22 protein-coding genes and 1 tRNA gene are annotated in these 21667 nt (G+C 63.6%); 15 read left to right on the forward strand and 8 right to left on the reverse strand.

The annotated features are described in order from the left end of the window. Positions 1–114 precede the first annotated feature (114 nt). The 7 genes from AB4Y34_RS02435 (at position 115) to AB4Y34_RS02465 (ending at position 7285) form a co-directional block, all read left to right on the forward strand. Positions 115–1656, forward strand: a complete 1542-nt coding sequence (locus tag AB4Y34_RS02435; protein ID WP_176381717.1) for a CoA-acylating methylmalonate-semialdehyde dehydrogenase — start codon at positions 115–117, stop codon at positions 1654–1656. A gap of 40 nt (positions 1657–1696) precedes the next feature. Beyond that, the gene (gene mmsB, locus AB4Y34_RS02440; RefSeq protein WP_368715122.1) at positions 1697–2614 is read left to right on the forward strand and encodes a 3-hydroxyisobutyrate dehydrogenase; all 918 of its coding nucleotides are present in this window, start codon (positions 1697–1699) and stop codon (positions 2612–2614) included. Further along, the gene (locus tag AB4Y34_RS02445) at positions 2611–3411 is read left to right on the forward strand and encodes an enoyl-CoA hydratase (protein ID WP_368715123.1); all 801 of its coding nucleotides are present in this window, start codon (positions 2611–2613) and stop codon (positions 3409–3411) included. Before mmsB ends, AB4Y34_RS02445 begins: the two co-directional genes overlap by 4 nt. Next, positions 3408–4580 (forward strand): enoyl-CoA hydratase/isomerase family protein, encoded by a 1173-nt coding sequence (locus tag AB4Y34_RS02450; protein WP_368715124.1) that lies wholly within the window; start codon positions 3408–3410, stop codon positions 4578–4580. Before AB4Y34_RS02445 ends, AB4Y34_RS02450 begins: the two co-directional genes overlap by 4 nt. 412 nt (positions 4581–4992) lie before the next feature. Further along, on the forward strand, positions 4993–5571 hold the full coding sequence (locus AB4Y34_RS02455; protein WP_368715125.1) for a hypothetical protein: 579 nt from the start codon (positions 4993–4995) through the stop codon (positions 5569–5571). A 178-nt stretch (positions 5572–5749) separates the two neighbouring features. After that, on the forward strand, positions 5750–5932 hold the full coding sequence (locus AB4Y34_RS02460) for a CsbD family protein (RefSeq protein WP_176106191.1): 183 nt from the start codon (positions 5750–5752) through the stop codon (positions 5930–5932). A 258-nt stretch (positions 5933–6190) separates the two neighbouring features. Continuing rightward, positions 6191–7285: an AI-2E family transporter gene (locus tag AB4Y34_RS02465; RefSeq protein ID WP_368715126.1), complete on the forward strand. Its 1095-nt coding sequence runs from the start codon at positions 6191–6193 to the stop codon at positions 7283–7285. Positions 7286–7302: 17 nt separating this feature from the next. Here the strand turns inward: AB4Y34_RS02465 and AB4Y34_RS02470 are convergent, their stop codons facing one another. The 3 genes from AB4Y34_RS02470 to AB4Y34_RS02480 all read right to left on the reverse strand — a co-directional run bounded on the left by AB4Y34_RS02470 (position 7303) and on the right by AB4Y34_RS02480 (position 10390). Next, positions 7303–8589: an MFS transporter gene (locus tag AB4Y34_RS02470; RefSeq protein WP_368715127.1), complete on the reverse strand. Its 1287-nt coding sequence runs from the start codon at positions 8587–8589 to the stop codon at positions 7303–7305. Positions 8590–8655: 66 nt separating this feature from the next. Continuing rightward, positions 8656–9492, reverse strand: coding sequence for a siderophore-interacting protein (locus AB4Y34_RS02475; RefSeq protein ID WP_368715128.1), 837 nt, complete (start codon positions 9490–9492; stop codon positions 8656–8658). A gap of 64 nt (positions 9493–9556) precedes the next feature. Further along, complete coding sequence (locus AB4Y34_RS02480) at positions 9557–10390, reverse strand: PadR family transcriptional regulator (protein WP_368715129.1); 834 nt, start codon at positions 10388–10390, stop codon at positions 9557–9559. 272 nt (positions 10391–10662) lie between these two features. On the opposite strand from AB4Y34_RS02480, the gene AB4Y34_RS02485 reads away from it, so the two are divergent. From AB4Y34_RS02485 to AB4Y34_RS02500, 4 genes are all read left to right on the forward strand, one after another. Further along, the gene (locus AB4Y34_RS02485) at positions 10663–11604 is read left to right on the forward strand and encodes a DUF5996 family protein (RefSeq protein ID WP_368715130.1); all 942 of its coding nucleotides are present in this window, start codon (positions 10663–10665) and stop codon (positions 11602–11604) included. Positions 11605–11677: 73 nt separating this feature from the next. Then, positions 11678–11755: transfer RNA gene (locus AB4Y34_RS02490), tRNA-Gln, on the forward strand. Between the two features lie 491 nt (positions 11756–12246). Further along, positions 12247–13116, forward strand: coding sequence for an NmrA family NAD(P)-binding protein (locus AB4Y34_RS02495; protein WP_368715131.1), 870 nt, complete (start codon positions 12247–12249; stop codon positions 13114–13116). Positions 13117–13238: 122 nt separating this feature from the next. Continuing rightward, a complete protein-coding gene (locus AB4Y34_RS02500) occupies positions 13239–14027 on the forward strand; it encodes an AraC family transcriptional regulator (protein ID WP_176381573.1) in 789 nt (262 codons plus the stop codon). Positions 14028–14092: 65 nt separating this feature from the next. Here the strand turns inward: AB4Y34_RS02500 and AB4Y34_RS02505 are convergent, their stop codons facing one another. Beyond that, positions 14093–15694, reverse strand: a complete 1602-nt coding sequence (locus AB4Y34_RS02505) for a DHA2 family efflux MFS transporter permease subunit (RefSeq protein WP_368715132.1) — start codon at positions 15692–15694, stop codon at positions 14093–14095. Positions 15695–15920: 226 nt separating this feature from the next. On the opposite strand from AB4Y34_RS02505, the gene AB4Y34_RS02510 reads away from it, so the two are divergent. Continuing rightward, positions 15921–16595, forward strand: a complete 675-nt coding sequence (locus AB4Y34_RS02510) for an alpha/beta hydrolase (RefSeq protein WP_368715133.1) — start codon at positions 15921–15923, stop codon at positions 16593–16595. Positions 16596–16783: 188 nt separating this feature from the next. Further along, entirely contained in the window at positions 16784–17836 is a 1053-nt protein-coding gene (locus AB4Y34_RS02515; protein ID WP_368715134.1) for a rod shape-determining protein, read from the forward strand. A gap of 84 nt (positions 17837–17920) precedes the next feature. Here the strand turns inward: AB4Y34_RS02515 and AB4Y34_RS02520 are convergent, their stop codons facing one another. The 4 genes from AB4Y34_RS02520 to AB4Y34_RS02535 form a co-directional block, all read right to left on the reverse strand. Further along, the gene (locus tag AB4Y34_RS02520; RefSeq protein WP_368715135.1) at positions 17921–18214 is read right to left on the reverse strand and encodes a contact-dependent growth inhibition system immunity protein; all 294 of its coding nucleotides are present in this window, start codon (positions 18212–18214) and stop codon (positions 17921–17923) included. A 121-nt stretch (positions 18215–18335) separates the two neighbouring features. After that, positions 18336–18737 (reverse strand): hypothetical protein, encoded by a 402-nt coding sequence (locus AB4Y34_RS02525; protein ID WP_368367298.1) that lies wholly within the window; start codon positions 18735–18737, stop codon positions 18336–18338. A 310-nt stretch (positions 18738–19047) separates the two neighbouring features. Next, entirely contained in the window at positions 19048–19581 is a 534-nt protein-coding gene (locus AB4Y34_RS02530) for a hypothetical protein (RefSeq protein WP_368715136.1), read from the reverse strand. Between the two features lie 39 nt (positions 19582–19620). Beyond that, on the reverse strand, positions 19621–20043 hold the full coding sequence (locus tag AB4Y34_RS02535) for a hypothetical protein (protein WP_368715137.1): 423 nt from the start codon (positions 20041–20043) through the stop codon (positions 19621–19623). A 208-nt stretch (positions 20044–20251) separates the two neighbouring features. Between AB4Y34_RS02535 and AB4Y34_RS02540 the strand changes: the two genes are divergently transcribed. Together AB4Y34_RS02540 and AB4Y34_RS02545 are read left to right on the forward strand one after the other, a co-directional pair. Beyond that, the gene (locus tag AB4Y34_RS02540) at positions 20252–21085 is read left to right on the forward strand and encodes an RNase A-like domain-containing protein (RefSeq protein ID WP_368715138.1); all 834 of its coding nucleotides are present in this window, start codon (positions 20252–20254) and stop codon (positions 21083–21085) included. Between the two features lie 7 nt (positions 21086–21092). After that, positions 21093–21389 (forward strand): contact-dependent growth inhibition system immunity protein, encoded by a 297-nt coding sequence (locus AB4Y34_RS02545; RefSeq protein ID WP_176383128.1) that lies wholly within the window; start codon positions 21093–21095, stop codon positions 21387–21389. Positions 21390–21667: the final 278 nt, after the last annotated feature.

Below are 21667 nucleotides of genomic sequence, written 5' to 3' on the forward strand. Positions count from 1 at the left end.
CCGGTCTGAATCGCGCGTGTTGAATTCGAGCTTCGGATTCAACGCGTCGGGGCACTGTTTTTTCCTTTCTATCACTGTCCGGCCGCCGCGCGGCCATCGCACAGGAGTTTCAGCATGAGCACCCTTGCTTCGAACGAGACCAGCCGCGACGTCGCCGGCGCCGTGGCCACCGTCAAACTGCTGATTAACGGCGAGTTCGTCGAATCGAAGACGACCGAGTGGCGCGACATCGTGAACCCGGCCACCCAGGCGGCGCTCGCGCGCGTGCCGTTCGCGACCGTCGCGGAAGTCGACGCGGCGGTGCGCAGCGCGCACGCCGCGTTCAAAACGTGGAAGGACACGCCGATTGGCGCGCGCATGCGCATCATGCTGAAGTACCAGGCGCTGATTCGCGAGCATATGCCGCGCATCGCGAGGACGCTGTCGGCCGAGCAGGGCAAGACGATTCCCGATGCGGAGGGCGACATCTTCCGCGGTCTGGAAGTCGTCGAGCACGCGTGTTCTATCGGCACGTTGCAGCAGGGTGAATTCGCCGAGAACGTCGCCGGTGGCGTGGACACCTACACGCTGCGTCAGCCGCTCGGCGTCTGCGTCGGCATCACGCCGTTCAATTTCCCCGCGATGATCCCGCTGTGGATGTTCCCGATGGCGCTCGTGTGCGGCAATACCTTCGTGCTGAAGCCATCCGAGCAAGACCCGCTGTCGACGATGCAGCTCGTCGAACTTGCGCTCGAAGCCGGCGTGCCGAAGGGCGTGCTGAACGTCGTGCACGGCGGCAAGGAAGTGGTCGATGCGCTGTGCGCGCATGAACTGGTAAAGGCGATTTCGTTCGTCGGCTCGACGGCGGTCGGCACGCACGTGTATCGCCTCGGCAGCGAACACGGCAAACGCGTGCAAGCGATGATGGGCGCGAAGAACCACGCGGTGGTGCTGCCCGACGCGAACCGCGAACAGACGCTCAACGCGCTCGCGGGCGCCGCGTTCGGCGCGGCGGGTCAGCGCTGCATGGCGACTTCGGTGGCGGTGCTGGTCGGCGCCGCGCGCGAGTGGCTGCCCGAACTCGTCGCGAAGGCGAAGACGCTGAAGGTCAACGCGGGGCACGAGCCGGGCACCGATGTCGGGCCGGTCGTGTCTCGCGCGGCGAAGCAACGCATTCTCGGTCTGATCGACGCGGGCGTGAAGGAGGGCGCGACACTCGCGCTCGACGGCCGGGATGTGAACGTGCAGGGCTATGAGCAGGGTAACTTCATCGGCCCGACGGTATTCAACGACGTCACGACCGACATGGAAATCTACCGCACCGAAATCTTCGGACCGGTGCTCGCGGTGGTCAACGTCGCGACGCTCGACGATGCGATCGCGCTCGTCAACGCAAACCCGTTCGGCAACGGCGTGGGCCTGTTTACGCAAAGCGGCGCGGCGGCGCGCAAGTTCCAGAGCGAGATCGATATCGGCCAGGTCGGCATCAACATTCCGATTCCGGTGCCGGTGCCGTTTTTCAGCTTCACCGGCTCGCGCGGCTCGAAACTCGGCGATCTCGGTCCGTACGGCAAGCAGGTCGTGCAGTTCTACACGCAGACGAAGACGGTCACCGCGCGCTGGTTCGACGACGACACCGTCAGCGACGGCGTCAACACGACGATCCGCCTGCGTTGAACGCATTGAACGCATTGAACGCACATACGGAGACGACACCATGAAAACAGGCTTTATCGGACTCGGCAACATGGGCGCGCCGATGGCGCTGAACCTGCTGAAGGCGGGCCACGCGCTCAACGTGTTCGATCTCAGCGCACAGGCCGTGCGCACGCTCGTCGATGCGGGCGCGCAAGCGGCCGGCTCGCCGAAGGCCGCCGCGAGCGACGTCGAATGCGTGATCACGATGCTGCCCGCCGCGGCTCACGTGCGCAGCGTGCTCGTCGCGGACGACGGCATCCTCGCCGGCATTGCGCCGGGCGTGCCGATCATCGATTCGAGCACGATCGATCCCGCCAGCGTGAAGGCGTTTGCCGAACTCGCCGCGGCGCATGGCAACAGCTTCGTCGATGCGCCGGTGTCGGGCGGCACGGGCGGCGCGGCGGCGGGCACGCTGACCTTCATGGTCGGCGGCAGCGCGAGCGCGTACGAGCAGGTCAAGCCCGTTCTGCTGGCGATGGGAAAAAACATCGTCCATTGCGGCGATACCGGCAGCGGCCAGGTCGCGAAGATCTGCAACAACCTCGTGCTCGGCATCTCGATGGCGGGCGTCGCGGAGGCGATGTCGCTCGGCGAGGCGCTCGGCATCGACACGAAGGTGCTCGGCAGCATCATCAATGCGTCGACCGGGCGTTGCTGGAGTTCGGACACGTATAACCCGATGCCGGGCGTGATCGAGACCGCGCCTTCGTCGCGTGGCTATACCGGCGGCTTCGGCACCGACCTGATGCTGAAGGACCTCGGCCTCGCCACCGATGCCGCGCGCGGTGTGCGTCAGCCGGTCTATCTCGGCGCGCTCGCGCAGCAGCTTTATCAAACGATGAGCACGAACGGCGCGGGACGTCTGGACTTTTCGGCGGTAATCAAGCTGTATCGCTCGCGAGAGCGCGGCGGTGACGGCCAGGGAGGCACGCAATGATCGAGCTCGATTACGCGCACGACGGCGCCGTTGCGTTGATCACGTTGAAACGGCCGCCCGCGAACGCTTTCACGCCCGACGGTCTGCTGCAATTGCAGCGCACCGTCGAGCAGTTGAACGCCGATGCGCGCGTGCGCGCGCTGGTGATCACCGGCGACGGCCCGAAGTTCTTCAGCGCGGGCGCCGATCTGAACACCTTCGCCGACGGCGATCGCGAAGTCGCGCGCGCCGCGGCGGCGCGTTTCGGCGCGGCGTTCGAAACACTGCAAAACGCGCGGCCGGCCGTGATCGCGGCGCTCAACGGCTATGCGATGGGCGGCGGTCTCGAATGCGCGCTCGCATGCGATATCCGCATCGCCGAGCAGCATGCGGTGCTGGCGCTGCCAGAGACCGCGGTCGGCCTGCTGCCTTGCGGCTGCGGCACGCAGACGCTGCCGTGGCTGGTCGGCGAAGGCTGGGCCAAGCGGATGATCCTGACCGGCGAGCGCGTCGATGCGGCGAGCGCGCTGCGCATCGGCCTCGTCGAAGAAGTGGTGGAGCGCGGCGCCGCGCGTGAAGCCGCGCTGAAGATGGCGCAGCGGGTCACCGGTTCGAGTCCGCAGGCGGTCAGCTTCAGCAAGGAGCTGATCCATCAGGCGCGGCATGGCGTGCCGCGCGCGGCGGCGCTCGCGCTCGAACGCGAGCGTTTCGTTGATCTGTTCGATGGCGCCGATCAGCGCGAGGGCGTCAACGCGTTTCTCGAAAAACGCCCGCCGCGCTGGCAGACGAGCCATGCACCAAGGGAGACGCAGCCATGAGCACTTTGCAAAGCGTTGCGCTCGAAGCGCGCAATGCGCCGAATACGCAAGCCGAAGCGGACGTGCTGTTTCGCGTCGTCAACCGTGTGGCGATCATCACGCTGAACCGCCCTGCTGCGCTCAACGCGCTGTCGCACGCGATGGTGCGCGAGCTCGCCGTGCTGGTCGAGCAATGCCGCACTGATCCCGGAATCGTCGCGCTGGTGCTGAAAGGCGCCGGCGACAAGGGCTTTTGCGCGGGCGGCGACGTGCGCGAGGTGCATCGGCTCGCAACGCAGGGCGACCCGCGCTGGCTCGCGTTCTTTCTCGACGAATACCGGCTTGACTACGCGTTGCACACGTTTCCGAAGCCGGTGGTCGCGCTGCTCGACGGTATCGCGATGGGCGGGGGCATGGGCCTCGGCCAGGCGGCGCGCCTGCGCATCGTGACCGAGCGCAGCCGCATCGCGATGCCGGAGACGCGCATCGGCTTCGTGCCCGATGTCGGCGCGAGCCGCTTTCTGAACGTGATGCCGCCCGAGCTTGCGCTGTATGTCGGGCTGACCGGCGCGACGCTAGCGGGCGCCGATGCGATGTGCCTGCAACTGGCCGACCTGTGCGTGCCGGCCAACTGGCTCGCGAGCTTCGAGGAACGTTTGCAGCGCATGCCGCACGACACATTGGACACCGGGCGCATCGACGCGCTGCGCGCCGTGTTCGAGCCGCCGTGCAATGTCGTGCCGCACGCGCCGCTCGGTGCGCTGACGCAACTGATACTGCGCCACTTCGACCGGCGCTCGGGCGTCGAGCGCATCGTCGCGACGCTGCGTCAGGATCTCGAACGCGAGCCGCCGCGCGAGGTGCGGCAATGGCTGCAAGCGACCTACGACGCACTGAGCGCCCATTCGCCGACGATGCTGCACGTGACGCGCGAAGCACTGCTGCGCGGCCGGCAGATGACGCTCGCCGAGTGCTTCCGGATGGAGCTCGGCATCGTGAAGCGCTCGATCGACGAAGGCGATTTCCGCGAGGGTGTGCGTGCGCAATTGATCGACAAGGACCGCCGACCGCGCTGGTCGCCGGCGACGCTCGCCGATGTGCAACCCGAGCGCGTGCGGCATTTCCTGAGCTCGCCGTGGCAAGGCGGCGCGCATCCGCTGGCGGCGCTGGGCGCGGGGCATGGCGACTGACTTGTGCGGCATCGCGCATGCCGCAAGGTGTGCGCGGTGAGCGGGGCCCGGCGTCCGCGCGCGAGCCTGGGGCGCGAGCGCGATTGGCTCTGCCAGGCATCACGAGTCCCAACGTCCCACCCAGCAGCCGCCCGATACTGATTGTGGTTTGGCGCACACAGACCACGCGCGCCAATTGACATCCACCGGGGCGCAAACTTAGATAGAGAGAGTTCAGCCCCGTCCCGACTGGCACCGCCTGCTCACAGCCCTCATCACGGGCGCTCTTCCGACCTACGGTGCGTTCACACGGCACCGTTTCTGATTTTCTCGATCTATCGTTTCTTCGATATCGACAAGCAATGGTGGACCCGAGAGACGTGGGACGAGTATCGCAACAGCTCCGCGGGCGACGGAGTCCGATGAAAGGTCTTTGCTCGTACCGTCGTTCCATGCGTTGGGGCGCTGTTACGAAGTGTTGCAACTACAACTTTACCTGAGGGCCGGTTATCCGATTTACTATGCCGTGCCAGAGGACATTCTGAAGGCCGAAATCTTGCGGTCTTGCGCGAAGGGAAAATCCGCCGAGCAGTGCTGGGAAGAAATGTGCACTTTTCTGCGGGACAAGATCTTCCGCGGCAAGCTGCCGGACGCCGGCAATCTGCAGAAGCAGTGCGTCTATGTGATCGACCGGACCAAGCCTCCCGCATGCTTGATCAATCACGATGCGGGGCTGCTGACGTTCGAGGGCATCGATCTCGACGGGGGCAGCCGGGAACTGCCGCTGCCGGCGAGCTACATGCTCGACGAACGCAGGGAGCGCTACCGTAAGCGAGTGCTTTCGTTCAAGCCTGCGGATGACGATGCCGCGCTGCGGAACCTTTTGAATGGCGCAAAGAACAAGGAACTTTTCCAGCATATCTTTCACGGCTCGAAAGGTGATCATCCTGAACCGGCTCACGGCAAGGATGACGCCAGCGACGCCGCGAAGGGCGCCGTCACGGTCAAGTGACGAAGCGCGGCGCAGTAGTATCGGGAACGCCGCATGCTAGGAATTTTCAGGTTGCTCCGACGCGGATCGTTTCGTCAGAAGTGATCCGCGCCATCACGAGGCGCGTCGCGCCGTACGTTGGCTGTTTCGTTGCAACGCCAGCAGGCAACTCCACAGTCAAACCTAGCAGGAAGGCACCATGGACAGGAATCGTGTAGAAGGCACAGCGAAGGAGCTCAAGGGCTCGGTCAAGGAAGCGATTGGCAAGGTCACCGGCAATCGCGCGAAGCAGGCCGAAGGAGCGGCCGAGAAAATCGCCGGCAGGATCCAGGCGAGAATCGCCGAAGAAGCCGAAGAGGAACGTGAGCGCGTGAAGAGCTAGCGCGCCACGGTTTCGTCGCGGTTTCGTGCATCCCAGCGTTATCTATCCGGACAGCCCGGTTTCGGGCGCAGCAAAGTCAGGCACGCGAGCCGTGCACTGACGCACCACGTGCGTAGCGCTCGCACGCCGTCGGTGCTCGTCGCGTCGCGGCCTCGCGGCGCGGTGTTCGACATACGTATCGTGTAAATTTCTGTTACGGTCAGAGTCAGCCGGCGCACTCTTTGCGTCGGTACCGCATCGCCCATTCGAGGACGCCTCATGCTGGGATTCGACGTCGGCGCGGCCAGGAAAGTCTGGACCGCGTCTCTGCTCGCGCTGCTGTTTTTCGTCATCTATGTCGCGTCGACCACGGTGCTCGTCATCGTGTTTGCGGTGTTCTTCAGCTATCTGATCTACCCGATGGTCGCGCTGGTCGAACGCGTGAGGCCGCGCCGCGTGCCGCGCGTCATGTCGATCGCGGTCGTGTTCGTCGTCGTCGTTGCGCTGCTCGCGGTGGTCGGCTCGGTGTTCGGAGTGGAATTGCAGGCTCAGGCGACGCGCCTCTTTTCGCAATTGCCCGGGCTGCTACGCACCGACGTGCCGAACCGTTTGCCGTTGCCGCATTTTCTCGAACCGCTGCGCGAGCGGATCGTCGATTTCCTGCGCAGCCAGATCGAGACCGGCTCCGACAAGGCCGTGCCGTTCGCGCGCAGCCTCGGGCTCGGCGTCGTGCATGCGGCGAGCAACCTGATCTATCTGGTGCTGATACCGATCCTGAGTTTCCTGCTGATCAAGGACGGCGAACGGATGCGCGACGCGTTTCTCGCGTTGCTGAACCGGCGGCATCGCCTGCTGTGGAACGAGATCGTCGACGATGTGAACGTGCTGCTGTCGAAGTACGTGCGCGCGCTGCTGTTCCTGTCGCTCGCCACGCTGTTTTGCTACGGCGTCGCGTTCTCGCTGCTTGGCGTGCCGTACGCATTTCTGCTCGCGGTCAGCGCGGGGCTGCTCGAATTCGTGCCGTTCGCGGGGCCGCTGGCCGCGGTCGCGATCACGCTGGTGGTCGCGGTCTTCAGCGGCTATCCGCACCTGTTGTGGCTGGTGATTTTCATCGGCTTGTACCGGCTGTTTCAGGACTACGTGCTCAATCCGTATCTGATGAGCGAAGGCGTCGAGGTCAGTCCGTTTCTGGTGATCGTCGGACTGCTCGCGGGCGACCAGCTCGGCGGCGTCGCGGGGATCTTTCTCGCAGTGCCCGTGATCGCGACGCTAAAAATCGTAATTGGCCGGGCGCGGGTGTTTTACGCGGCGTCGCACGAACAGGGCGAAGCCGCGCGGCGCGCGCTGACCGGCAGCACCGACGACGAGGCGTAGCGCGCGACCTTGCATCGTTATCCTTCTCCGGCGATGTGGGCTTCGATGCCAGCAGTGCGAGGCATCCTCGCGCCAGCGTCGCTGGCCGGCGCCGCTTCGCGCGGCGCAGCCTTCACACGCGAGACCCACAGCACCGCCGCGCATGCGACCGCCACCGCGGTCCAGCCGACGGTTCCATACCCGGCGATGCGGCCATCGGCCGACGTGCTCAGCATCAGCCCGCCGAGCCACGCGCCGGTGCCCGTGCCGAGCGCCTGCAGCGCGCTGTTCGCGCTCAGGAACGCACCGCGTCGGCTGGGCTCGGGGACCGTGGTCAGCAGCGCCTGCATCGGCACCATGCGGCCGTTCATCAAGACGAGGAAGCACGGGAAGAACAGCACGAGCGCGTAGAACGGCAGGTCCGGCAGATGCGTGACGAACAGCACCGGCACGAACGACAGCAGCGCCGCGCAGCGGAACACGCGCTGCGAGCCGAAGCGGTCGGCGAGCCTGCCGACGAGGCGCGACGTGAAGAAGGTCGCCGCACCGCCGCCCATATACAGCCACGACAGCTGACGCGGCGCGACGCCGTGATTGGCGACCAGCATCGGCGAGATGAACGGAATCACCAGCATGTGCGCGATCATCATCACGAACGTCAGCGCGAACGCATTCAGATGCCGCGGGTTGCTCAGCAGTCTCCACAGCTCGGGCAGCACTTCCACAAGCAGCGGCTGCCTGCGGCTCAGATGCGCGGCCAGCGACGGCACCTGTCGCGAGGCCGCGAACCACACCAGCAGCGACAACGCGACCAGCAGGAAGAACGGCGCCGCCCAGCCGAACTGCGCGCCGAGCATCACGCCGGCCGGCACGCCGGCGATCGCCGCGAGCGAGAATGCGGTCATGATGGTGCCGGTCGCGGCGCCGCGGCGTTGCAGCGGGATCACGTCGCCGACGATCGCCATGATCACGGAGCCGAGCACGCCGCCCGAGATGCCGGCGAATGCGCGCGCGGCGAGCAGCAGCGCGAAGCTCGACGCGAGCGCGCATGCAAGGTTCGACAGCACGAACAGCGCGTAGATGGCGAGCAGCAGACGGCGCCGATCGAAGCGGTCGATATACGTCGCCGCGAACAGGCCCGACAGCCCCGAGCACCACGAATACGCGGACACCGCCGTCGCGAACGCGGCCGGCGCGATCTGGAACGCGCTCATGATCTGCGGGCCGAGCGGCATCATCACCATGAAGTCCATGATGATGGTGAACTGCGTGAGCGCGAGCACCCACAGCAGATGCCGTTCGTGCCGTGCAGTGATTGAGTACATCGGTTGATTTCCCTTTGTTGTTGTTCGAAGTACGCCGCTGATGCCGCGCGCCACGCGAGCAGGAGCTCAGTCGTCGATCGTTTCGTGGACCGCGACGGCGCCCTGTTTCCAGTAGCTGGCCGCGCGAATCCGCGCTTTGTCGACGCCGCGCTCGCCGCACAGATGCTGGCGCACCGCGCGGATCGTCGCCGCCTCGCCGGCGGCCCACACGTAGCCTTCGCCGTTCTCCGGCAGCCAGGTGTCGCGCACCGCGTGCAACAGCGCTTCGCCGCGCGCGCCAGTCCGCGTGTCGGCTTCGCTGCGATAGCACCAGACGAGGTGCAGCTCGGCCTGCGTCGTGAACTCGATGCGCGCCGACGGATCGGCGACCTCGATTACCGCGGCGACGCGCGTGCCCGCCGGCAACTCTTCGAGACGGCGCGCGATCGCGGGCAGCGCGGTGTCGTCGCCGATCAGCAGATGCCAGTCGAAGCCGGTCGGAATCACCATTGAGCCGCGCGGGCCGCCGACGCCCAGATACTGGCCCACCTGCGCCTGCGCGGCCCATGTCGCCGCGGGCCCCGCGTCGTGCATCGCGAACTCGATGTCGAGCTCGCGGGCGTCGCGATCGAAACGGCGTGGCGTGAAATCGCGCGCGGTCGGCCGCTTGCCTTCGGGGAACACCGGGCCGTCGGGGCCGGCTTGCGGCAGCGTCGGTTTGTCGGCGCCCGGTTCGGGGAAGAACACCTTGATGTGGTCGTCGAACGACGCTGACACGAAGTCGTGCAGATCGTCGCCGGTGAAGGTCACGCGAATCAGGTGGGGTGTCAGCGCGCGCACCTGCTTGACCTGCAGCAGACGAAACTTCAGCGGATGCCGCACGCGATGCACGGCGAGGTCAGGGCGAGTGAGTTGTTCTTGCATGAGGGTGGTATTCCTGCTCGGTTTGGGAGGACCCGCGGGTTGTCTTGCGGACGAGCGCGCGTTGTCAGATGGTCGGCTCGCTGTCGTTGCCGGACTTAGCTTTACCGCCGTTGCTGCCGCCTTCGATTTCGTTGGCCGCGCGCATCAGGATGGCGGCGATGCGGCGCTGCTCGTCGGCCGGCGCGTTGTCGCGGCGCAGCAGCGCGTTCTTCAGCGTGCGGCGCGCTTCGTTCAGCTCCGGCACCCAGCCGCCTTCGCTGACGTCGGCCGGCTCTTCGCCGGCCAACGCGCGGCGCACCGAATCCATCTTGCGGGCGATATGCGAGAGCCGCGCGAACATCAGTTCGACGCGCTCGCGGTTCGCGGCCAGATATTCGCGGCCCGCATCCGCCAGCTCATAGCGCTTGCGGTTGCCTTCGAGCTGCACGGTGATGTAGCCGAGCTCTTCGAGATAGGTCAGTGCCGGGTAGACCATGCCGGGGCTCGGGCTGTAGAAACCGTTCGAGCGTGTTTCGAGCGCCTTGATCAGTTCGTAGCCGTGACTCGGCTGCGTGTCGATCAGCGATAGCAGCAGCAGTTGCAGATCGTCGGAGCTGAATTTGCGGCCACGCGGGAAGCCATCGCCGTCGCCGCCGAAACCACCATATCCGCCCATGCCGCCGGGGCCGCCATGACCGCCGAAGCGCGAGCCACGGCCGCCGAAACGGTGTGCGTGATGACGGCCGAAGCCGTGAAGCAAAACGTGGAACAGGAAGCGTTGACGAGGGTCGGGGGAAGTGGCGGTGTCAGCGGCGTCGCGGCCTGCTGAGCCGCCCGCATGCAGCGACGGATGGCCGAAGCCCGCGTGACAACGGTTCTGCGCGCCGAGCGGGCCGGAAAAACGATGAGGATGACGCATCTGGGAGTCTCCCATGAATGTCGTAAGATACATCGTAAGATATATATCTCAAGATAGTCTGTCAAACTGTTTTTTATCCGTGCGCTCACAGAACGCGCTCGGCTGGACCGAGCAGTGCGGGAGCAGACCTGCGCAACCGGTAACCATCGGATTGCGCGACAGGTGACAAGACTTTGCGTCTGGCGTAAGGTCATTCAGCGACCAGCGCACCTTGAAGGACTGGGGCGCGCGTCATTTGGCGATGACACAGACGAATATGTGATGGAGCCTCTATGAGCGCGACCTGGACTGATATTCCGTACGACGCCTGGCGCGGCACATGCGCCGCGTTGCACCTCTACACGCAAATCGCCGGCAAGTACAAGCTCGCCCGAACTCCATGGCTGAACCATTCGTGGCACGCTACGTTGTACGTCAGCGCGCGTGGTCTGACGACGTCGCTTATCCCCGATGCGAGCGGCGTGGAGATCGAGTTCGACTTTCTCGAGCATCGCGTGGTCGGCAGCGCTGCCGATGGACGCAAGGCGCACTTCGCGCTCGCACCGATGTCGGTTGCACAATTCCACGCCAACTTTTTGGATCTGGTTGCGCAACTCGGTGGCGAACCCGTGTTTCACGGCCGACCCAACGAGATCCCGAACGCCGTGCCGTTCCAGGACGACCATGCAGCGCGCCCCTACGACGCGGATGCCGTGACCCGTTTCTTTCAAGTGCTCGTCACGGTCTGCTGTGTGCTGGAGCGGTTTCGTACCGGCTATATCGGCAAGGTTAGCCCGGTCCATCTTTTCTGGGGTAGCTTCGATCTCGCCGTGACGCGTTTTTCTGGACGCCGCGCGCCGCTCCACCCCGGCGGCGTTCCGGCGCTACCCGATGAAGTGACGCGCGAAGCCTACAGCCACGAAGTATCGTCGGCCGGATTCTGGCCGGGGGGGCCGGCGACGCCTTTCCCGGCGTTTTACTCTTACGCTTACCCGTCGCCTGACGGCTTTGCCAAGGCAACACCCCTGCCGGCCGGCGCTTATTTCGACGACAAGCTCGGCGAATTCATCCTTCCGTACGAAACCGTCCGCACGTCGAACGACCCCGAGCGAGCGCTGCTGGCTTTTCTCGAGAGCACCTATCAAGCCGCCGCGGATCTCGGCGGCTGGGACCGGGCGGCGCTCGAATGTCGTGGAGGCGAACCGCTTAGGCCGCGACCGGTGGATCACCATTGAGCGAACCCATCTCACCAGATCTGCGAGACCCTTTGCTCTTTGCGAATCCTCTGGTAGGATCTCGCCCCTACGTAGGGGAGTCGCCAAGCTGGCCTAAGGCACCGGATTTTGATTCCGGCATTCGAAGGTTCGAATCCTTCTTCCCCTGCCATCACTCTCCCTCGAGCCCTGGTCTATCCAGGCGTCAGTCTTTCTAGCTGACATCGCGCACTTCGCTCTCTGAGCGACGACTTCCATCCCACATGCAATCGAGCCTTCACACTCGATGCGTCCCATTTTCAGACATCCCGCCAACGTCGATCCTCTGTGAGCGTCCGATTTTGCGACACTTCGCAGCTGCAAATGACACCTCACTTTCCTCCCTGAACGCCAGCTGAGGACGGCTTCGTTACTTTCTTCTCCTTTGGCATGGACACTGCCTAGTCGTTGATCGCCGCGCGCCAAAACACCGGTCCGATGTTTCGTGCATTTCTTGGCCATACATGAACGGAGGAGACTGATCCAGCGATATATAAGATGCGCCGACAGGAGACTTGATGACATCAAGTCACTAATCAAATGACATCCATGCTCTCGCGAAATCGCCGCGCCACACAGAGAATTCTTCCCATCACGGCATCCGCCGTCATCGAGGAGAAAAGCATGTTTGCAATTACCGGTGTGACAGGACAGGTGGGCGGCGCGGCGGCACGCGCGTTACTCGACGCGGGGCACGCGGTGCGTGCCGTGCTGCGCGACGAAAGCAAGGCGGCACCGTGGCGCGAGCGCGGCGCCGAAGTGGCGATCGCGTCGTTCGACGACGCCGATGCGCTCACCGCCGCGTTTCGCGGCACGGCCGGCGTGTTCGTGATGATCGCGCCGAACTTCGCGCCGCTGCCCGGTTATCCGAACGCGCATGCGGCGGCCACGGTGCTCAACGAGGCGCTGTCGAAGGCGCGGCCGGGGAGGGTGGCGGCGTTGTCGTCGGTGGGCGGGCAACGCGAAACGGGGCTCGGCCTGATCACGCAGGTGCATATTCTCGAGCAGGCGCTCGCCGATCTGTCGATCCCAACCGCGATCCTGCGGCCGGCCTGGTTCATGGAGAACTCGCTGTGGGACATCGACCCGGCGCGCACATCCGGCGTGATGCCGAGCTTTCTGCAGCCGCTCGAACGTGCGTTTCCAATGGTCGCGACCGCGGATATCGGCCACGTCGTTGCGCAGACGCTCACGCAGTCGTGGCAGGGGCGGCGCGTGATCGAGATCGAGGGGCCGCGGCGCTATACGCAGCGCGAGATCGCCGAGATGCTCGGCGATCTGCTCGAACGCCCGGTCGAAGCGCGGACGGTGCCGCGCGAGCAATGGCAAGCGCAGTTTCAGGCCCAAGGCACCGAGTGGCCCGCACCGCGGATCGAGATGCTCGACGGCTTCAACTCGGGGTGGATCGATTTCGAGGATGGCGTGAACGAGCGGGTGGTCGGCACGACCTCGTATCGGACGGTGCTGGAGGAGTTGGTGAGGCGGACCGGGTAAGCCGTGCCTTGGGCGGGGCCGCGCTCACGGTTGCCGAACCGTGTAAAGCCGGCCCGCAACCGGGCCCCGCGCGCGTGCTAATCTTGCTCCCTTCGCGGACGTCCCGCGTCAGAGCAGACACCATGACGGAAGCCTTCGATCCGGACGGCATCGAGCAAGCGGTCTTCGTGGTCGGCGAGCGCCATGCGACGCTGGACGAGCCGTGGCGCGCGTATCGGCGCGCGCATCTGATTCACGTCTGCGAAGGCGTGCTGACGGTGCGCACGAAGGCCGGCCGCTGGGTCGTGCCGCCCGCCCGCGCGCTGTGGATCGCCACGAATACGCTGCACTGCCTGCACGCGAGGCGGCCCGTGCAGTTGTATTCGCTCTACGTCGCGACCGATTCCGCGATGGACGACACCGCCGACCCCGCCGCCGACCTCGCGCCGCTACCCACGCAGACCGGCGCGCTCATCCCCGACGCGCTGGTGCAGGCACTGCTCGCCGCCGCGGCCGATCTGCCGCACGATCACCCTCCCGACGAACCCGCCCGCCGTCTGCTGCAGGTGCTGCTGGATCGCGTCGCCGGCTTGCCTGCCGCGCCGCTCGGCCTGAACTGGCCGGGCGATCCGCGCGCGCAGCGCATCGCCGAGGCGCTCAGCGCGAATCCCGCGCAATCGCTGGTGCTCGAGGAACTCGCCGCAGCGGCCGGCGTGACCGCGCGCACGGCCGCGCGTCTGTTCGCGAAGGAAACGGGGCAGACCTTCGGGCAATGGCGCCAGCAGCTGCGTCTCCTGGCGGCGCTCGAACATCTCGGCGCCGGTGAGAGCGTCACGCAGGTGGCGCTCGAAGTCGGCTATAACGACGTGTCGTCGTTTATCGCCGTGTTTCGCGACGCGTTCGGCGACACGCCGGCGCGCTATTTCCGCTGACGCAAGCTCGCCGCCGCTCCCCAGTCACCGCGCGAGCGACGCCGTCGCGCGAAACCGAAGCTGCGTCAATGCGCGCCGGCCGCATCCGGGCCGCCGTCGCCTTTGGCTGGCCGTGTGATCCAGATCAGCGGAATGATCAGCACGAAGATGATCGCCGACACAAAGAAGATGTCGTTCAGGCCCATCATCGCGGCCTGGGTGTTCACGGTGAAATCGAACAGCGCATGCGCCGATTGCGGACTCAGATGCAGCACCGACTCCGTGTTGTCGATCTGCTGCGCGAACAACGGGTTGTCGACCGACGCCTGTTCGGTGAGCCGCACGTGATGCAGGATCGTGCGGTTGTTCCATGCGGTACCCGCGATCGACGTGCCCACCGCGCCGCAGAACACGCGCACGAAATTCGACAGACCCGCCGCCGCCGGAATCCGGCTCTGCGGCTGGCCGGACAGGATGATCGCCGTCAGCGGCACGAAGAACAGCGCCATCGGAATGCCTTGCAGCAGCGTCGGCAGCACGAGGTGCCACGTGTCGACCTCGATCACGTACTTCGAGCGCATGTAGAACACGATCGCGAAGCCGACGAACGCGACCGTCGAGATCACGCGTGCGTCCGAATGCGGCAGCACGCGGCCGAGTATCGGCGCGAGAATGATCGCGAAGATGCCGAGCGGTGCGGTGACGAGACCGGCGTCGATCGATCGGTAGTTCAGATACTCCTGCATCCATTGCGGCAGCAGCACCAGATTGCCGAAAAACACCCCGTATGCAACCGAAATCGCGATCGTGCCGCCGAGAAAATTGCGCTGCTGAAAGAGCCGCAGATCGACGATCGGGTGCTCTTCGGTCAGCTCCCAGACGAGGAAAAACGCAAAGCTGATCAGCGCGACGAGGCCGAGAATCGAGATCACCGGCGACGAGAACCAGTCGAGGTCCTTGCCTTTGTCGAGCATGATCTGCAGCGACGCGACCCACGTGATCAGCAGGCCGAGACCGACCACGTCGATCGGCGGTCTGCGGGTCGGCGATTCGCGATTGCGGTAGATCATCCACGTGGCGCCGGCCGCGAACAGGCCGACCGGGATGTTGATGTAGAAGATCCACGACCAGCTATAACTATCCGTGATCCAGCCGCCGAGCGCCGGACCTGCGATCGGACCGACGGTGGCGGTCATCGCCCACAGCGCGAGCGCGGTCGACGATTTCTCTTTCGGATACGAGCCGAGCAGGATCGCCTGCGACAACGGAATCAGCGGGCCGGCCACGGCGCCTTGGAATACCCGCGCGAGCAGCAGGATCGGCAGCGTCGGCGCGACGCCGCACAGCCAGGACGCAAGCGTGAACGACAGGATCGCGCCGACGAACAGCTTGACCTGGCCGATGCGCTGCGTGAGCCAGCCGGTCAGCGGAATTGCCACTGCGTTGGAGGCCGCGAAGACGGTGATCACCCAGGTGCCTTCGTCGACCGAGACGCCGAGGTTGCCCGAAATGGTCGGAATCGCGACGTTCGCGATCGACGTATCCAGCACGTTCATGAAGGTGGCGAGCGCGACCGCGATCGTCGCGAGAACCAGCCGGCCGCCTTCGAGAGGCGCGGGCGGCGGGGGTGGCGCGGGGGGCTGAGGCGGCGGCGACGCGGAATCAGGCGCGGCGTTGGGCTGGCTCAAACGGTGTTCTCCGGATTGTTTTGCCTCGGGCCGCGCGCCACGGCGGCGGCTCCGTCGATGCGCAAAAGCATACCCGCATTCGCCCGCCGGCGTCGGCGACAGCAGCGGCCACAGCGGCGGCCGATGCGGGTCCCGGCGACGCAAACGCGGCACGCGGCGTATGCTCGCGGCTAAGGCTGAGCCCCCAAGGCCAGAACCACTGAACCACGGAAAAAAGGACACCACCATGAGTTGGCAGCAATTCGAACACGGCTGGCGGCGCGCGCCGAATACGGCACCGCAGGACGCGCCCGCGACGACCCTCGTCGTGCTGATGCACGGCGTCGGCAGTAACGCGCGCGATCTGATGCCGCTCGCCGATATCTGGAGCGAGGGCCTGCCCGGCACGGCGTTCGTGTCGCTCGACGGCACCGACCCGTTCGACGGCGGCTTCGGCGGCCGCCAGTGGTTCAGCCTGCGCGACGTCGACGGGGCGAACCGCGAGGCGCGGGTCGTCGCCGCCTATCCGGCGCTGCGCCGGGTGCTCGATGCAGAGCTCGCGCATTGGCAGTTGTCTTTCGATCGGCTTGCGCTGGTTGGCTTCTCGCAAGGTTCGATCATGGCGCTGCATCACGTCGCGTCGAGCGCGGAGGGCGCGGCGGGCGTCGTCGCGTATTCGGGGCGGCTCGCCTCGCCGATCGTCTCGTCGAACCGCGCGACGCCGCTCACGCTGGTCCACGGCGAGGACGACGAGGTGATCCCGGTGCGCGAACTCGAATTCGCGGCCGACGCTTTCAGCGCCGCCGGCTATCCGGTCGACGCCTACATGCTGCCCGGCGTCGGCCACACGATCACCGCCGACGGTGTCGCGCTCGGCCGTGACGCGCTGGAACGCGCGCTGGGCAAGCTGTCGCGCGATTGACACAACTCCGATAGAAAGCGGGCCTAAAGATTCTGATGAGCTTGCCGTCATACGGGCAATAGCTTGAAAATCACCCCCGCCGCGCGGGAAGCGCAACGCCCAGCGGGCGTGTCGCGCGGCTTCGGGGACCCGGGGGCGCATTTCCAGACCGCCCAAGAAGGCGGATAACGACACATCAGAGCCTGCATATGGCCAGACCGACGCCGCATTACCCGCTCTTTGAGCGACTGTTCCGCTACTCCGTGGCGGTGGATCTCGGCACGGCCAACACCCTTATCTATACCGACGACGGCGGCGTCGTGCTGAACCAGCCGTCCGTCGTGTGCTTCGAGACGCAGCCCGCGAGCGGGGCGAAACGGATCGCCGCGATCGGCGCCGAGGCGCACCAACTGCTCGGCCGCGCGCCGCGCAATCTCGAAACGGTGCGGCCGATGCGCCACGGCGTCATCGCCAACTTCACCGCCGCCGAACACATGATCAAGCAATTCGTCGACATGGCGCGGCCGCGCTCGCTGTTCAGCCGGCGCGCGGCATTCACGCTGTGCGTGCCGGCCGCGGCGACCCATGTCGAGCGCCGCGCGATCCGCGAAGCGGCCGAGGCGGCCGGCGCGTGGAAGGTCAGCCTGATCGGCGAATCGCTGGCGGCCGCGCTCGGCGCGGGCCTGCCGGTGCGCGATGCGACCGGCTCGATGGTGGTCGACATCGGCGGCGGCACCACCGAAGTCGGCGTGATCGCGCTGGGCGGCACCGCGTATAGCGGCTCGGTGCGCGTCGGCGGCGACAATTTCGATGCGGCGATCATCAGCTACGTGCGCAATCTGTACGGTGTGCTGCTCGGCGAGCAGACCGCCGAGCACGTGAAGAGAGCCATCGCCTCGGCCGTGCACGACGTGCCGCTCGAGCAGATCAACGCAACCGGCCGCAGCGTCGACGACGGGCTACCGCGCACGGTGCAGCTTAGCAACCGCGATATTTCGGAGGCGATCGAAGCGCCGCTGAGTCAGGTGATCGGCGCGGTGAAGCGCGGGCTCGAATCGGCCCCCGCCGAACTCATCACGGACATCGCATACAAGGGCATCGTGCTGACCGGTGGCGGCGCGCTGCTCCGCAATCTGGGGCGGCGCTTGAGTGAGGAGACCGGCCTCGAGGTGCATGTCGCCGACGAACCGCTGACCTGCGCGGTGCGCGGCGCTGGGGCGGCGGCAGCGGCGGGGTGGGTGGACGAAGCCGGGGACGCGTGAGCGGTGGGCGGGGGATTGGTTGCCTGCTAAATTGCGCAGCACTGGCTGACATCGAATCTTCCGCGCGCGGCGACGACCAGTGGATTACGCGTTCAGAAGGCGCTTCAATTCGTCGAGAAACGATGCAGTCCTATGAGTCCACAACTTAGGGTCAAACTGCGAGCCATTTGCTTCTTCGAAAGCAGCGTCCAGATGGTCGGAATCTGCCTTCCAGAAACTCTCGATTTCAACAAGGATGCCCTTGATGCTTCCTGTTGACCTATCCCCTTTATAGCAACCTACGATAGCTTCGATGGTGCTGCCCCAGTACGAGCAATCCTCGTTGAGATACACACCAAAAAGCTGATTGAGTTCGGGATACAGAGGATTTTCATTCATAAGCGCTTCTCACCGATCGACGAAAGCCGTCATGACGTAATACGGCATGCCATTGTATGTCTCACCCTTGAGACAGCCAGAACATTTAATTGCCCGCCGAGGCGGGTCTATGTTTGCGTGCTTACGGGCTGGCGGGCGTGGTCGGTGGCCAAAGCCTTGGATCGTCGCACATCCATTCGCAGCTACCCTTGCAAATCGGACTTAATTCTATTTCGATCTGATTGACACGGGTCTTGCCATCGGGAAGTTTTTGCGCAAACACATCGGTCAGAGTTTTAGGCTCTACATATATGTCCGGACTCGGGATTCCAAGTTTCCTTAAATATCCTTTCACCACCTCACCACGGCGATCCTGCAAGATATCCAGATCGCGCTCGTCGATATATGCGCCAGCGATTACGATTGCCTGAATCCTCACATCTGGCCATTTCTGCGCCTCTTTCACAGCCTTTTCGATTGACAGCCGGTTATCCTTCGAGAGTGCAGTGCTGTTGAACGGCAGTTGTAGTTCTACATGCTCCACGAAGCGACATCCAGTGCTGGATGGCTTATGCTTCGCCACGGCGTCGATTGATTGCTCTGCGAAGGCTGGTCCGCAAAGACCTGCGCATAAGCCAAGCACGGCGACAAGTGTGCGGTACCGAAAGCTCATTTCTTTTTCTCTACGTCTTTATCGAATGTTGCTATATATCCGGTTATGCTATCTGCGTTTCTAATCGCCTCTTCTCGATGGTTCGCCGCCCATATTCGCGCCCCGGATTCCGTATCGAGATAGATCTCATCTCGCGAATCAAACGTGTCCGTGAAGTGCGTACATTCGTGGATTATTGTTTTTATTTTGCACGGTTTCCACAATTGACCGAATGAGCTGCTGCAAACGCGGAATAGATTGCGATGACCCGATTTTCCGAATCGGGCTTGCACACCGCAGCGTGATTCTTACCCGAATCCGGCTTGGGTACACACGACAGCATCCTATTCGTGTCACTATCAAATCGTACGATCTTCTCCGGCGCCAGTTGCTCCATTGCGGCGAGCAATCGCGGCAGCCCAGCGCTCAGTACCATTTTTGTGGTCTCGTCCGCGCGGGCAAAGAAAGTTTTCACGCGCTCCTGCTCCTTCTCGTCCCAACGCGCAAGACCCTCAATGCGTCTCTTGATTAACTCGGCACCGATATCACGTGCCCGCATGACCTCGTTTCTAAATTCCTTGTTGCTCATGTTTGGACAGATAGGCGTCGTATTGATTACGACATTGGATATTGACCCAGGAGTGGTATTGGTAATGGCTGTGCCGACCTCGGTCCATTCTTCATTCTCGTCGGTCTTGAAGTATTGGCTATTCTTGTTCAGAAATTCATTTGTCATGTGTTCACCAGTGGTAAAAGACTTACCTGCCGTCTACCGCTATTGCCCGGCAACTTCGATGAAAACCTGGTTTGCGTTGTATGTCGAAACACGCTGGGTACGCCCTTGGAAATCGGTGACGCCTTTCGCGATGACCCTCGAACCGACGCGAATCCTGTAACGCACCCCCGCCTGTCGCTTGCGGGTGGAGTCTCTTAGCTCGAACTGCTCATTGAACCGTTTGGGGGCACGCCCGCGACAATTGCACGCCCATGCGTAACCCAGTGCTTCGGCCATCGCGTAGCCGGATTTCAGCTCACGAACCCTGTCAAACGGAAAGAACTCGCCGGTTTCGGCGTTCAGGGCCTGTGCGTGCGGCATCGGCGGGAAGTTTGAGTAGATCGAATAGGTGATACGGCAAAGATCGCATTCTTCCTCGACTGTCCAATCCGTTTCACTGCTTTGCTGTTTCAGTAGCTCCATTGCAATCCTCAAGAGCTTTCACGTGATACCTCGCGAATTAACCCTCGAAGCGGACCATGGTCAATCACATTAATTCGGGATAAGTCCGTTTTGACAACTATTTACGATTTCGTTGATCGCAACGAGACATTAAAATCATCCATCGCCCATTCCGTGCCGCTGTGGTCGCCTGCTAGCTTGGCAGTCCCAATAGCTACAGGAGTTCGGAATGTCGTATCAACAGGATTCGGACGGCGTGCGCGTGGTGCTCAGTGCGCCGCAACTGGCCGCGGTGCTCTCCCGCCAGTCGATCAGCCCCACGGAGATGCTTTCCAACCGTCTATGGGGCGGTTTGCAGGTTGTCGGCGGAGTGCTGGAAATGGTCGGTGCGGGGGCTCTGTGTGTGCTTCCAGAACCGACGATGGCGAGCAAGGCCGGATGTGTTGCGTTCGGCGTGCATGGATCTGATACGGCGGCGGCAGGTCTGCGTCAGATCTGGACGGGCCGGGATACTGCCACGCTGACCCAGCAAGGGACGACGAAGTTGGCCGAGGCGATGAAAGCCAGTCCCGACTTGGCGAACAACATCGGCCTGTCAGTCGATATGGCTGTGCCATTCGGCTTTGCTGGCTCGATCAAAGCAGCACGCGCGGCCAGTGTCACAATGGGCCGGATCAGGCTGATTGAACATGAGGCAAAGATGCTTCGCGGAGTGGGTGGACATACCATCGTGAAGCATGTCGGAAAAGATGAGGCATGGCTCAGGGACCGGCTGAAACGCGAACCCAAAAGAGACGTGGTATCGTCGTTTAGGAACCTTGAACAGGCCGAACGCGCCATTTCGGAAACACTGCACGCCCACGCGGCAAAAATCAGGCAATGGGCTCAGACTGCATCCCCAAACACCACGATCACAGTTACCAAAATCGTTTCCGGTGACATTGGTTACGGAATAGCTAGGGAAACTGGAAAACTTACTCGAAAAAACAAGGTTTTTGTCACGCTGAAGTACGAAGCCAATAATGGAATGCCCTATTACGTCTTTACCGCTTACGTTGATTGAGAAAGACATGGATTTATCAGAGCGCTATCCTGCGATGGAGCATATATTCACTACCTATTTTGGCCAGGACTTCGACCTTTTTGGAAATACCGTCCCGGAAATTATCGCGAGCTATAAAAGAAATGAATCTTACTGGCATCGAAATTTGATCCGAGAATTAGCCTCGTTCAGGAGCGAGCACCCGAACGAGAATGATCTGGAAGCCGCATTCCAAAAATGGTTCCGTCGCGGATTTCGTTACGAGGTAGATGGTTACACGACTACCTCCTTCCTTGACGAGATACAGCGCCTCCTGAGCGAGTAGTGCATCTGTCGCCGGCGCGTGGACGATTCCATGTCCTCTGGCATGTCTTTACGCGCGGCAATGTTGGCATTTGATGCCATGGTGTCCGCATCGCCCAACTGATGAAGTGTTCTTAACGCGAATAATCCGCGTGTCGCCACGCGTGGGTGGATCGATGCCGCCCGACGCGTCGCCAACGCTTATGTGACAATACACATCGCTTCCCATTTTGATGGACGTCGGTACGCTTATTTCCCAAAGCTCTCATTGCCGGCTCCGCACGCATTCGCGTGCCGACG

The sequence above is a fragment of the Paraburkholderia sp. BR10954 genome (genome assembly GCF_040965775.1).
GTDB classification, from domain to species: domain Bacteria; phylum Pseudomonadota; class Gammaproteobacteria; order Burkholderiales; family Burkholderiaceae; genus Paraburkholderia; species Paraburkholderia youngii.